The sequence below is a fragment of the Arthrobacter cavernae genome, from assembly GCF_017368795.1.
Classification (GTDB): domain Bacteria; phylum Actinomycetota; class Actinomycetes; order Actinomycetales; family Micrococcaceae; genus Arthrobacter; species Arthrobacter cavernae.
Map to the genome: position 1 here is coordinate 18,652 of NZ_JAFNLL010000029.1, position 12,196 is coordinate 30,847.

Consider the following 12,196-nt stretch of genomic DNA (forward strand, 5'->3'; position numbering starts at 1 on the left):
CTACTTTCGGGCAAAAAGAAACCCCGGCAGCAATCTGCTGCCGGGGCTCAATTCTTAGGAAGCAAGAACCTCGTCGAGAACGCTGGCTGCCTTCTCTTCGTCGGTCTTCTCGGCCAGGGCCAATTCTGAGATCAGAATCTGGCGAGCCTTGGCCAACATGCGCTTCTCACCTGCGGAAAGGCCGCGGTCGTGATCACGGCGCCACAGGTCGCGGACGACCTCTGCCACCTTGATGACGTCACCGGAAGCAAGCTTCTCCAGGTTTGCCTTGTAACGACGCGACCAGTTGGTGGGTTCTTCAGTGAACTCGGCGCGAAGCACATCGAATACGTGCTCCAAGCCTTCTTTGCCGACTACGTCCCGAACCCCAACAAGGTCTACGTTCTCTGCTGGAACTTCAATGGTCAGATCACCCTGAGCCACCTTGAGCTTGAGATACATCTTCTCAACGCCCTTGATGGTGCGCATCTTGATTTCCTCAATTTTTGCTGCACCGTGGTGAGGGTAAACTACTGTCTCGCCGACCTCAAAAACCATGTGGACTTTCCCCTTTCCCGCAGACCAGTTTATCACGGTTAAGGCATACGACTGGCATCGAAGGACCCCTCCTGCCGCGCCAATAAAGGGAACTAGGCCCCAAACGGCCCTCCGGACCCCCTTGACGAAACGCACGAAAGGTGCATCAGGAAGGCCCGCGGCGCCACCCGGTCCCAGCCACCGCAGACGCCACATTGCCGGGACGAATCCTTGTTTCAGGCCGTTTGCCGATAGGCTAGGCCTGAAAAAGTGTTCCAATGACTCTTGAGGAGTAGGTGTCGTGCGCATTACTGCGATGAACCCTGTCCAGCGCGGCAAGCTGGCAATTGCGGCGGCCGCAATCGGCGTCGGCCTTCTGTCGGTGACGGGCTGCGGCTACGTCAACGCCCAGCAGACTTCCCACCAGTACGCGGCTTCCGATGGCATCAACGAGGATCTCGGCCCGCTCAAGCTGCGCAATCTCATCATCGTCTCCACTGGCACGGACCAGCCGGGCCGCGTCATCGGTGCCGTGTTCAACGACTCCAGCAATGACGGAACCCTGACGATCAGCGGCGCCAAGGGCTCGCAGACGCAGATTCCGGTCAAGGCCAACTCCGAGACGTACCTGAACGACGCCGCCGACGCCGCGGTCCTGAGCACCAGCGGCGCCAACCCCGGCTCGCTGGCTCCCGTGACCATCCGCAGCGGTTCCGAATCCCGCACCGTGAAGGTCCCCGTGGTTGACGGCACCCTGGCCGAATACGTGAAGTACCTGCCGGCAGGTTCGACGCCGACGAGCACACCCTCCCCCGCGGCCACGCCGAGCCAGGGCGCCGGCCACTAACTGGCCACCTCCAGCAAACACAAAGGGAAGGACCTCCGCGGGGGTCCTTCCCTTTTGCTGTTGGCCGGTTTCATGGCCCGGCGGCCTGCTCGCCCTGGCTTGCTCGCCGGCGGCCCGCTCGCCGTGGCTCGCGGCCTACGGCTCGAACTTGTAGCCGAGGCCGCGGACCGTCACCAGGAAGCGCGGGGCCGAGGGATCGGGCTCGATCTTGCTGCGCAGGCGCTTGACGTGGACGTCAAGGGTCTTGGTGTCGCCCACATAGTCCGAGCCCCAGACACGGTCGATCAGCTGCCCGCGGGTCAGGACACGGCCGGAGTTGCGGAGCAGCATCTCGAGCAGTTCGAACTCCTTCAGCGGCAGGGCAACCTGCTCGCCGTTGACGCTGACCACATGGCGTTCGATGTCCATGCGGACGGGACCGGCCTGGACCGTGGAGGTGATCAGTTCCTCCGGTTCGCCCTGGCGGCGCAGCACGGCGCGGACGCGGGCTACGAGCTCGCGGGAGGAGTATGGCTTGGTGACGTAGTCGTCGGCACCGAGTTCCAGGCCCACCACCTTGTCGATTTCCGAGTCCTTGGCGGTCAGCATGATCACCGGGACGCTGGAGCGCTGGCGCAGCTGGCGGCAGACCTCGGTTCCGGGGGTTCCGGGGAGCTGCAGGTCCAGCAGGACCAGGTCGGCGCCGTTGCGGTCGAATTCGATCAACGCATCGCTGCCGTTGTCCACCACCTCGACGTCGAAGCCCTCTTTGCCCAACAGATAGGACAGGGGGTCGCTGAAGGACTCCTCGTCCTCCACAATCAAAATCCGGCTCAAGCGCTGGCTCCTTGCTCTTGGGCGCCGGAGGCGCCCGTGGGTTGACTCAAGTTTCGGGTTTCGGACACGGCGCCGCCGGGCGAGGCGGGCACCGCCGCGGGCAGGGCTGCTGCAGGAGCCGGGCGCCCGGCGTCGTCGTCCTGGCCTTCCATCTCCGGAAGGCGCAGGGTGAAGGTGGATCCCTGGCCCGGCTGGGACCACAGCGTGACCTCGCCGCCGTGGTTGGACACCACATGCTTGACGATGCTCAGGCCAAGGCCCGTGCCGCCGGTGTGCCGCGAGCGGGCAGAGTCCACGCGGTAGAAGCGCTCGAAGACGCGTTCCTGGTCCTCGGGGCTGAGGCCTTCGCCCTGGTCCGTAACCGAGATCGCCACCACGCCTTCCTTGGTGCGGACGCCGACGCCCACCCGGGTGTTTTCCGGGGAGTAGCGGATGGCGTTGTCGATCAGGTTGCGCAACGCCGTGACCAGCAGGTCCTGGTCGCCGAAGACCAGGCTGTCGGAATGGCCACCCACGATGATCTGGATGTTCTTGCTTTCGGCCGGGAGCTGCGAGCGGTCCACGGCTTCGGCAACGACGGCGTTGATGTCCACGGCGTGGCCCTGCTGGGCGACGTTGGCGCCCTGGAGGCGCGAGAGCTCGATGATGTCCTGGACCAGGGCCGCGAGCCGGGCCGACTCCTTGTGCATGCGCTTGGCGAAGCGGCGGACGGCCACCTCGTCGTCCGGGCTGGCCTCCAGCGCCTCGGCCAGCAGCGAAATGGCGCCCACAGGGGTTTTCAGTTCGTGGGACACATTTGCCACGAAGTCGTTGCGGATCTCCTCAGTCCGGGTGATCTCGGTGCGGTCGTCGGCCAGGAGCACAATGTATTCCCAGCCGAGCATGGCGGCCCGGACCTGAACCACAATGGTCCCCTTGCCGAGGGGCCCGCGCGGGAGCTCGTACTGCTCTTCCAGGATCACGCCATCGCGGCGGACACGGGCGGTCATGTCCAGAAGCTGCTTGTGGACCACCGTGTGGCCCCGCACCAAGCCGTAGGCATAGGCGGCGGGACTCGCGCGGACCACGCCGTCGATGGCGTCCACCACCACAAAGGCACGGCCGACGACGGCGAGCACCTCCGCGGCGCCTTCCGGCAGCAGCGGCTCGGCGACGTCCAGATCCACGATCCGGCGCTGGCGTTCGCTGATCCTGAATGCGAGCATGCCAAAGACCCCCAGCGACAGCCCTACCAGGCCTGCAATGACAGCTAAGAGCAATGGATCCACGCATCCAGCTTATGCGCTGGAAACGCCGCAAAGTATTGATCTGAAGCCAAACGCCGGCGGTTCAACTAACGTTCATCTAAAGATGCGCAACAGTTCACGGACCCCTGTCACTGTTACAAGTTGGACTGCACATTGGTTTGAAATCCGCCGCCCGCAGCGGGAACAGGATTTCCAAGGAAAGGACGCCTCAGTGCGCAAGGTTTTTCAGGAGGAGCTCACCCAAGTGGGTGACGACCTCATCGAGATCTCCAAGCTGGTCAGCGAAGCAATCGAGAAAGCCACCACGGCCTTCGAAGGCGCCGACATTGATCTTGCCCAGGATGTCATAGCGGCCGATGCCCGGATCGACTTCCTGCAGAACGGCCTGGACGAGCGCGCCATCGATATCCTGGCGCTGCAGGGCCCCGTGGCCAGCGACCTGCGCATGATCGTCGGATCACTGCGCATGAGCGCTTCCCTGGAGCGCATGGGCGATCTCGCCCGGCATGTGGCCCAGCTGGCCCGCCTGCGCTACCCCGCCACCGTCATTCCCTCCTCGCTGACGGAAACGTTCAAGGCCATGGCCCGGCACGACCTCCAGATCACCCACCAGGTCACCCAGCTTCTCGAAACCCGGGACCTAAACGTTGCCCGGGAGATCCTCAAGACGAACAGCGCCGTCGATGACCTGCACCTGAGCGTGTTCAAGGCCATCGCGTCGCCTGACTGGAACGAGACTGCTTCCACCACCGTGGATGTGGCCCTGGCCAGCCGCTACTTCGAGCGCTTCGCCGACCACGGCGTGTCCGTGGCCCGCAAGGTCACGTACCTCGTGACGGGTGAATGGCAGCCCGAAGGCTTCTAGAACTGCATTAACGACGAAGCCGGCCGCTCACCTGAAAGGTGGGCGACCGGCGTCGTTAACTCTTGGGGAAGAAGCGCGGAGCCTTACTTCTTGCCCTGGGCTGCTACGGCCTTGATGGACTCGGCTGCGGCCTCGGGGTCGAGGTAGGTGCCGCCCGGGGTGAGCGGCTGGAAGTCCTCGTCCAGTTCATACACCAGCGGGATGCCCGTGGGGATGTTCAGGCCGGTGATGTCTTCGTCGCTGATGCCGTCCAGGTGCTTGACGAGGGCACGCAGGGAGTTGCCGTGGGCGGTGACCAGGACCGTCTTGCCGGCCTTGAGGTCTTCCTTGATGTCCGATTCCCAGTACGGCAGCAGACGGACCAGGACGTCCTTGAGGCATTCGGTACGGGGCAGGGCGTCGCCGAGGCCGGCGTAGCGGGGGTCGCCCACCTGGGAGAACTCGCTGTCGTCCGAGAGGACGGGCGGCGGGGTGTCGTAGCTGCGGCGCCATTCCATGAACTGCTCTTCGCCGAACTCGGCCAGGGTCTGGGCCTTGTCCTTGCCCTGCAGGGCGCCGTAGTGGCGCTCGTTGAGGCGCCAGTCGCGCTTGACGGGAATCCAGCCGCGGTCGGCCTTGTCCAGGGAGATGTTCGCCGTGTTGATGGCGCGCTTGAGGAGCGAGGTGTAGAGGACGTCCGGGAGAACGTTGTTCTCAACCAGGAGCTCACCGCCGCGGGCTGCTTCCTCACGGCCTTGGTCGTTCAGGTCAACGTCCACCCAGCCGGTGAAGAGGTTCTTGGCGTTCCAGTCGCTGTGGCCGTGGCGCAGCAGAATCAGCTTGTAAGTCATGGTTTTCATCCTAATTGATCCGCCGAGGGCCCTGCCGGGCGTTACGTTTCACAACGCGGGGTCGGAAGACGCCGGAAGATACAGTGGGTCGGTGGTCCAAAAAGCAGAACGCGTGAGCGCCCCTCGGAGCCGGAGCGGCAAGCCGGTCGGCAACATCACCCGCGGCACCACCAATCCGAACCGCATGCGCCGCCTGGACCGCTGGCTCGCCGGCCCGCAGGCGTGGCGGCTGCGCACCGTCGTCGACCCCTTGGTGGTGGACCTGGGCTACGGCGCCTCGCCGGCCACCGCCGTCGAGCTTTTTGAACGGCTGCAGGCCGTCCGCCCGGATGTCCGCGTGTGCGGGATCGAGATCGAGCCTGAACGCGTGCGGACCGCCAAGGCGCTGGAACGCCCCGGCCTGAGTTTCCATGTGGGCGGCTTCGAAGTGCCGGTTCCCGGCAATCCCGTGCTGGTGCGGGCTTTCAACGTGCTGCGGCAGTACGAGGAGGCGGACGTGGCAGGGATCTGGGGCCTGGTGCAGTCGCGGCTGGCTCCGGGCGGGCTGTTCATTGACGGCACCTGCGACGAGATCGGCCGCAGGGTCACCTGGGTGGCCCTTGATCCCGACGGCCCCCTGAGCCTGAGCCTCTCGGTGCGCTTCGGCAGTTTCGAGCTGCCCTCGGAGGTGGCCGAGCGGCTGCCCAAGGCGCTCATCCACCGCAATGTGCCCGGTGAGCGGATCCACGCCTTTCTGCAGGCCATGGACAAGGCCTGGCTTGAGGCCGCGCCACTGGCGTCGTTCGGCAAGCGGCAGCGCTGGACCGGCATGTGCCATTCACTGCGCGACGCCGGCTGGCCCCTTCAGGAGGGGCCGTCGCGGTGGCGCCTGGGTGAAGTTAGCGTGGCCTGGGATGCGGTGGCGCCGCTTTAGGCGGACGTCACCAGGGGCCGTAGGGTCCCACGTTGCGGCCGCCGCCGCTTCCGGCCTCGCGCACCGCGGGACGGACATCGGCGAGGTACACGCACGACGCCGTCACGGCGGCGATGCCGAAGAGGCCAAGGCTGCTGCCGCCGGTCACCAGGGTCAGCGCACCGACGAGGAAGCCGATACCGGTCAAGGCGAGCCAGAACGTCTTGGTGCGCTTGGACGCGGCCACGAACAGGCTCGGCTTGTGACGGAGGCAGTCCACCAGCGCCCACAGCTCAAGCGAAACAGCGACGAGCGCCAAGATGAAGTAGATCCCGCTGGTCACATAGCCGATCAAAAGTTTTCCGTCCACGTCCCCAAGCCTAGCCCCCAATGCCCCCTAACCTCGCTACGCTTCGGTCAGGGAACCCTGCATCGTGGGCCCATGCGAGGGCCCCCAGCCGACCGCAGCGAGCTTGGGGAGCAAGGTAGGCGCTAACTGTCCAGGGACTTCAGCGCTTGTTCCAGATCGGACCAAAGGTCCTCGACGTTCTCAATTCCGACGCTGAGGCGGACCAGGTTGTCCGGGACGCTGAGCGGCTCGGCCGTGTGCCGGCGTCGGCGTTCAATGAGGGACTCGACGCCGCCGAGCGAGGTGGCGGGGAGCCACAGCTGCAGGGCGCGGACCAGGGCGTCAGCGGCGTCGGCGCCGCTGCGGGCTTCGTCGCCGGCCACCTGGATGCAGAGGACGGAGCCGAAGCCCTTCATCTGGGCCTTGGCGCGCTCGTGGCCGGGGTCGCTGGGCAGGCCCGGGAAACGAATGGTCTCGACGCGCGGGTGGGTGCTGAGCCGCCCGGCGAGCGTGGCGGCCGAGGCCTGCGAGCGCTCGATCCGCAGGGCCAGCGTGCGCAGGCCTCGCAAGGCCAGCCAGGCTTCGAAGGGGCCCGCGATGCCGCCGTGGATGGTGCGGTGGTGCAGCAGCGTGGCGCGCAGTTCCGGGTTGGAGGTCACCAGTGCGCCGAGTACAACGTCGGAGTGGCCGGCCAGGTATTTTGTCACCGAGTGGAGCACGACGTCGGAGCCCAGGGCCAGGGGCTGCTGCACGAGCGGTGTGGAGAAGGTGTTGTCCGTGACCACGATGGCGCCGGCCGCGTGGGCGGCTTCCGTCAGTGCCCGGACGTCGGCAATCCCGAGCATCGGGTTGGTGGGGCTCTCAAGCCAGAGCAGGTCAGCGGCCTTGCCGGAGGCGGGGACAAGCTGGGCCTTGACGGCGTCGGTGTCCGCGATGTCAACGGTCCGCAGTTCCAAAAAGCCCTTCTCAGCAAGCTCCGTGGCCATCACCAGCGATCCCGCGTAGCTGTGGGACGGCATGACCACCACACCGCCGGCCGGGACCAGGGACAGTGCCGAGCTCACGGCGGCGAGGCCGGAGGCGTAGAGCAGGCCCGGCAATGTGGCGCCTTCGAGCTGGGCCAGGGCTTCCTCGAAGGGGTCCCAGGTGGGGTTGGCATAGCGCCCGTAGCCGCGGTCGCCGTCGCCCAGCGAACCGGTGCCGAAGTAGGTGGAGGACAGGACGATGGGCGGGTTGACCGGTTCGTCGTGGCTGCGCTCGGGGCGGCCTGCGGCCACCACCACGGTTTCCGGGGACAGGGCTGCGGCGTGCTCTTCGGAAAGGCTCATGGTTTCAGGGTAGTCGCGGGCAAGCCTGTGGATGAAAGCCATGACGCGGCCCGGCGATCGGTAGGCTAGACAAGTGAGTATTCAGAGCCCAGGACTTTTCATCGCCTTCGAGGGCGGGGACGGAGCGGGCAAGTCCACCCAGGCCGCCCAGCTCGCCGCGGCCCTTGAGTCCCTGGGGCTGTCCGTGCTGCGCACGCGCGAACCCGGCGGCACGCCCATCGGCGAGAAACTGCGCTCCCTGGTGCTGGACCACGGGCACGGCACCATCGACGCCCGCACCGAGGCCCTCATGTTTGCCGCCTCCCGTGCAGCGCACGCCAGCCAGATTATCCGGCCCGCCCTCGCCGAGGGAAAAGTGGTCATCACGGACCGCTACATCGATTCCTCCGTGGCCTACCAGGGTGCGGGCCGCGACCTTGGCACCGACGGCGTCCGTACCCTCAACGAATGGGCCACCGAAGGCCTGCTGCCGGACCTGACGGTACTGCTCGACGTCGACCCCCTGCAGGGGCGCGAACGCCGCACCGCCGGTGACGCCGCCGAGGACCGCCTGGAGTCCGAGCCCGATGCTTTCCACGCCAGGATCCGTGCCGCCTTCCTTGCCTTGGCCGAGGCGCGGCCCACTGCCTACCTGGTGCTGCCAGCCAAGAGCCCCATCGACGAGCTCGCCGCACGGATCCTTGAGCGGGTCCAGTCGCTGCTGGCTGAGCGGCTTGTGGGCGAGCGCCCGTGACAGTTTGGGATGACCTCCAGGGCCAGGGGCCCGTCGTCGCGCAGTTGAAGCAGGCGGCGCAGGGCGAGGGCCTCACCCATGCGTGGCTGTTCACCGGCCCGCCCGGGTCCGGCCGCTCCAACGCTGCCAAGGCGTTCGCCGCTGCGCTGAACTGCGATCAGGACGAGGTGGCGCTGCGGGGCTGCGGCGAGTGCGCCGCCTGCCGCACCATCCTGGGTGAAACGCACTCGGACGTGACGTTCGTGCGCACCGAGAAGGTCACCATCACCATTCAAGAGGCCCGCGAGCTCGTCTCCAAGGCCGGGGACCGTCCGGCCACCGGGCGCTGGCGGATCATCGTGGTGGAAGACGCCGACCGGATGGCCGAGCGCACCACCAACGTCCTCCTCAAGGCCATCGAGGAACCCACCCCGCGCACCATCTGGATGCTGTGCGCCCCCTCCCCCGCGGATGTCCTTGTCACCATCCGTTCGCGCTGCCGCCCCGTGAGCCTGCGGCTTCCGCCGGCCGCCGACGTCGCGGCCCTCCTGGTGAGGCGCGACGGCGTCGACCCCCAGCTCGCGGACCGCGCCGCCCGTGCGGCGCAGAGCCACATCGGCATTGCCCGCCGGCTGGCCCGCGACCCCGAGGCCCGCGAACGCCGGCTGGAAACCGTCCGCTTCCCGCTGACGCTGCGCGGCGTCACGGCCGCCGTGATGATGGCCGAGAAACTCGTCAAGATCGCCACGGACGAGGCAAACAGCTCCAACGACGAGCGCGACGCCGCCGAGAAGATCGCCCTGCTGGCCAGCCTGGGCGCGCCCGAATCCGGGACCCTGCCGCCGTCGATGCGCAGCCAGGTCAAGCAGCTCGAGGAAGACCAGAAACGCCGCGCCAAGCGGTCCATCACGGACTCCCTCGACAGGACGTTGACGGACCTGCTGTCCTTCTACCGCGATGTGCTGATCATCCAGCTGGGGAACTCCGTGGAACTGGTCAACGTTGAACTCAGGAGCGAACTGGAGGAATACGCTGGCCGCTCGACGCCGGAAACCACCCTGGCCCGGATGGACGCCATCAACAAGGCCCGGGTACGGATCACCACCACCAACGTGGCACCGCTTCTGGCGGTCGAGTCCATGGCCACCAGCCTCATCCAGCAATAGGAGAACCCATGAAGTCCGCCCGACGCCGGCCTGCCGGTACCCCTTCACGGGACCGGTCCCGCCAGCCCCGGACGGCCCATGGTGCGGGTGCGCGCCGCGGACTCCTTGCCATCGCGGGCGCCCTGGCCACGGCCCTGGTGCTGGGCGGCTGCAGCTTCCCGTTCCCCCTGCCAGCCCCGGCTGCAAGCCAGGGGACGGTGGATCCCTCGATCGCGGCGAGCGCCCCGGAAGGCCTGGAGGAGTTCTATTCCCAGCAGCTTGACTGGACCTCCTGCGAAAGCGGCTTCCAATGCGGCAACGTTCGCGTCCCCCTGGACTACGCGAACCCGGCGTCCGGGCACATCGCCCTCGCGGCGATCAAGCTGCCAAGCAGGGGCACCAAGCAAGGCTCCCTCCTGGTCAACCCCGGAGGCCCGGGCGGTTCCGGCGTCGACTTCGTGAAGAACGCCGGCCGCACGCACTTCACGGACAAGCTGCGTTCCGCGTTCGATCTGGTGGGCTTCGACCCCCGCGGCGTCAAGCGTTCGGCCCCCGTCTCCTGCCAGAGCGACGCCGAACGCGACGTCTCCCGGCAGAAGGTCTACCAGCTCGAAAGCGACGCGGGGCTTGAGGCCGCCCTCGCGGACAACAAGGCCATCTTCGAGCAGTGCGTGGAAAAGACCGGCCCCATCCTGGGCCACATTGACACCGTCAGCGCGGCGAGGGACCTGGACATCCTCCGGGCTGTGATGAACGATGCCAAGCTGAACTACCTGGGCTACTCCTACGGCACCTTCCTGGGCTCCACCTACGCCTCGCTGTTCCCAGACAATGTCGGGCGCCTGGTGCTGGACGGAGCGGTGGATCCTTCCATCAGCAACGAGGACCTCACCTCTGGCCAGGCCAAGGCATTCGAGAAGGCCATCCACAGCTACGTGGCCGACTGCCTCTCGCAGGATTCCTGCCCGCTGCGGGGCACCGTGAACCAGGGAGTCCAGGAGATCCGGGACCTCATCACCTCGGTCAACGACACCCCGAAGACGGCCAACGACGGCCGCCTGGTGACGGGCCCTGCCTTCGTCAACGGCTTCATCACCCCGCTGTACGACAACGCCAGCTGGCCCGCACTGACCCAGGCCCTGGATGCGGCCCTGAGCGGCGACGTCTCACCGATGCTGCGGATCGCCGACCTCGCCGCGGACCGCGAGGCGAACGGCACCTACAGCTCAAACTCCACCTTCGCGTTCAACGCCATCAACTGCCTCGACTACCCGATGGTCACCGACACCGCAGGTATGCGGGCCGAGGCTGCACGCTTGATGGTGGACTCCCCCACGCTTGGCTACTTCTTCGCTTACGGGGGCACCAACTGCAAGGAATGGCCCTACAAGAACACCCGCGCCCCGGGTCCCGTGCAGTACAAGGGCGAGGCCCCGATCGTGGTCATCGGCACCACGGGCGACCCCGCCACGCCGCTGGAATGGGCGGAGTCTTTGCGCCGGCAGCTCGGCAACGCGTCCCTGCTCACCTGGAAGGGCGAGGGCCACACCGCCTATGGCCGCTCCAACAGCTGCGTGTCCAACGCGGTGGATGGCTACTTCGTGGACGGCAAGCTGCCCCAGGACGGGCTCAGCTGCTAATTTTGCTTAGGGGCGCCGCAACATCTGACCACTTTTGACCTTGGATTTTGCCAGGGCCCGCGGATTCCAGAGGGCACGCCGCCCAATAGTGGTCATTTGTTGAGCCGGTACCCGGCCCTGTGTGCCCGGATAGCCTCCCCCACCTCGGCCACCATGCGCTCCGGGTGGTGGACCACGTCCTCGTAGAAGTACCTCAGGACCGAGTAGCCGCCGGCGACGGAGGTGCTGTCCCGCCGTCGGTCCCTCTTGATGGCGGGCTTCTCGAAGTGCGTCCCGCCGTCGAGCTCCACGATCAGGAAGCCCTCCACCACAAAGTCCACCTCTCCGACGCCTGCGACGTCGACATGCTGCACGAAGCGGATGCCGGCCTGGCGGAAATGCATGGCCGCCAAGGGCTCCAGCAACGAGTCTGCTTTAGGGCCGACGAAGTCCAGGACTGCGCGCGCCCGCCCGTTCCTGTTCCCCGGCAGCCGCCGCCGGAGGTAGTCCACGGTCGAGTTCGCCGCGGACCACGGCGCACTGCACCATCACCAGGGATTCCGCGGCGGGCCGGCAGCGCAGCGCATGGAGCAGGACGTCGGCCAGCGCGGCGACCGGCAAGCCGCTGAGCGGTGGCCGGGACAGGGAACGGTGGAGCACCACGCCCGGGCGTTCCAGGCCGTTGCCGCAGGCGAGGTGGAATTCCGGGACGTCGTGCAGCTGCCAGAGCCGGTGGAACGGCGCCGCGGAGACGCAGGCGATGATGCCGCCGTGGCGATAGGCCTCGGTCAGCGCCGCCGAGGCCTGCGGCAGGGCAAGGACACCACGGGCGGGCGCATCCACCTCACCGCGTTCCACAGCCCTCCGCAGCGTCCACGCGCTGACGCCGGCCTTGAGGAGGTCCCGACGGCGGGCCGTGCCGCCGCGGCTGCGAAGGGCTGTTGCGAGGTCCATGGGACCAGACTGCCCACCGGCATGCTCTGCCGCTGCCGTGGGGGTGCCTATGTGGATAACTCCGCGCTTGCGGGGC

At 67.0% G+C, this 12,196-nt stretch carries 14 protein-coding genes; 6 read left to right on the forward strand and 8 right to left on the reverse strand.

What is annotated here, in order from left to right; translation table 11 throughout:
* Positions 1 to 54: 54 nt before the first annotated feature.
* The gene (locus J1902_RS12480) at positions 55 to 537 is read right to left on the reverse strand and encodes a CarD family transcriptional regulator (RefSeq protein WP_207616576.1); all 483 of its coding nucleotides are present in this window, start codon (positions 535 to 537) and stop codon (positions 55 to 57) included.
* Between the two features lie 295 nt (positions 538 to 832).
* Between J1902_RS12480 and J1902_RS12485 the strand changes: the two genes are divergently transcribed.
* Complete coding sequence (locus tag J1902_RS12485) at positions 833 to 1,363, forward strand: hypothetical protein (protein ID WP_207616648.1); 531 nt, start codon at positions 833 to 835, stop codon at positions 1,361 to 1,363.
* Positions 1,364 to 1,498: 135 nt separating this feature from the next.
* Here the strand turns inward: J1902_RS12485 and J1902_RS12490 are convergent, their stop codons facing one another.
* Positions 1,499 to 2,179, reverse strand: a complete 681-nt coding sequence (locus tag J1902_RS12490) for a winged helix-turn-helix domain-containing protein (RefSeq protein WP_207616577.1) — start codon at positions 2,177 to 2,179, stop codon at positions 1,499 to 1,501.
* Complete coding sequence (locus tag J1902_RS12495) at positions 2,176 to 3,438, reverse strand: sensor histidine kinase (RefSeq protein ID WP_207616649.1); 1,263 nt, start codon at positions 3,436 to 3,438, stop codon at positions 2,176 to 2,178. Before J1902_RS12495 ends, J1902_RS12490 begins: the two co-directional genes overlap by 4 nt.
* A gap of 199 nt (positions 3,439 to 3,637) precedes the next feature.
* On the opposite strand from J1902_RS12495, the gene phoU reads away from it, so the two are divergent.
* A complete protein-coding gene (gene phoU / locus J1902_RS12500) occupies positions 3,638 to 4,291 on the forward strand; it encodes a phosphate signaling complex protein PhoU (protein WP_207616578.1) in 654 nt (217 codons plus the stop codon).
* An 83-nt stretch (positions 4,292 to 4,374) separates the two neighbouring features.
* On the opposite strand, the gene J1902_RS12505 is transcribed toward phoU, so the two are convergent.
* Positions 4,375 to 5,121 (reverse strand): phosphoglyceromutase, encoded by a 747-nt coding sequence (locus tag J1902_RS12505; protein ID WP_207616579.1) that lies wholly within the window; start codon positions 5,119 to 5,121, stop codon positions 4,375 to 4,377.
* A gap of 91 nt (positions 5,122 to 5,212) precedes the next feature.
* Between J1902_RS12505 and J1902_RS12510 the strand changes: the two genes are divergently transcribed.
* Positions 5,213 to 6,034, forward strand: a complete 822-nt coding sequence (locus J1902_RS12510; RefSeq protein ID WP_207616580.1) for a class I SAM-dependent methyltransferase — start codon at positions 5,213 to 5,215, stop codon at positions 6,032 to 6,034.
* 7 nt (positions 6,035 to 6,041) lie between these two features.
* On the opposite strand, the gene J1902_RS12515 is transcribed toward J1902_RS12510, so the two are convergent.
* The gene (locus J1902_RS12515) at positions 6,042 to 6,383 is read right to left on the reverse strand and encodes a DUF2516 family protein (RefSeq protein WP_207616581.1); all 342 of its coding nucleotides are present in this window, start codon (positions 6,381 to 6,383) and stop codon (positions 6,042 to 6,044) included.
* A gap of 122 nt (positions 6,384 to 6,505) precedes the next feature.
* Positions 6,506 to 7,690 carry a trans-sulfuration enzyme family protein gene (locus J1902_RS12520; RefSeq protein ID WP_207616582.1) on the reverse strand — a complete coding sequence of 395 codons (1,185 nt, stop codon included), beginning with the start codon at positions 7,688 to 7,690 and terminating at the stop codon, positions 6,506 to 6,508.
* Between the two features lie 73 nt (positions 7,691 to 7,763).
* Between J1902_RS12520 and tmk the strand changes: the two genes are divergently transcribed.
* The 3 genes from tmk to J1902_RS12535 are packed head-to-tail and all read left to right on the forward strand — an operon-like array spanning position 7,764 to position 11,187.
* Positions 7,764 to 8,423 carry a dTMP kinase gene (tmk, locus tag J1902_RS12525; protein WP_207616583.1) on the forward strand — a complete coding sequence of 220 codons (660 nt, stop codon included), beginning with the start codon at positions 7,764 to 7,766 and terminating at the stop codon, positions 8,421 to 8,423.
* Positions 8,420 to 9,568 carry a DNA polymerase III subunit delta' gene (locus tag J1902_RS12530; protein ID WP_207616584.1) on the forward strand — a complete coding sequence of 383 codons (1,149 nt, stop codon included), beginning with the start codon at positions 8,420 to 8,422 and terminating at the stop codon, positions 9,566 to 9,568. Before tmk ends, J1902_RS12530 begins: the two co-directional genes overlap by 4 nt.
* An 8-nt stretch (positions 9,569 to 9,576) precedes the next feature.
* Positions 9,577 to 11,187 (forward strand): alpha/beta hydrolase, encoded by a 1,611-nt coding sequence (locus J1902_RS12535; protein WP_207616585.1) that lies wholly within the window; start codon positions 9,577 to 9,579, stop codon positions 11,185 to 11,187.
* Positions 11,188 to 11,279: 92 nt separating this feature from the next.
* On the opposite strand, the gene J1902_RS19370 is transcribed toward J1902_RS12535, so the two are convergent.
* Both J1902_RS19370 and J1902_RS19375 read right to left on the reverse strand, forming a co-directional pair.
* Positions 11,280 to 11,591 (reverse strand): endonuclease domain-containing protein, encoded by a 312-nt coding sequence (locus tag J1902_RS19370; RefSeq protein ID WP_242701958.1) that lies wholly within the window; start codon positions 11,589 to 11,591, stop codon positions 11,280 to 11,282.
* A gap of 10 nt (positions 11,592 to 11,601) precedes the next feature.
* The gene (locus tag J1902_RS19375) at positions 11,602 to 12,120 is read right to left on the reverse strand and encodes a type IV toxin-antitoxin system AbiEi family antitoxin domain-containing protein (protein WP_242701959.1); all 519 of its coding nucleotides are present in this window, start codon (positions 12,118 to 12,120) and stop codon (positions 11,602 to 11,604) included.
* Between the last annotated feature and the right edge of the window lie 76 nt (positions 12,121 to 12,196).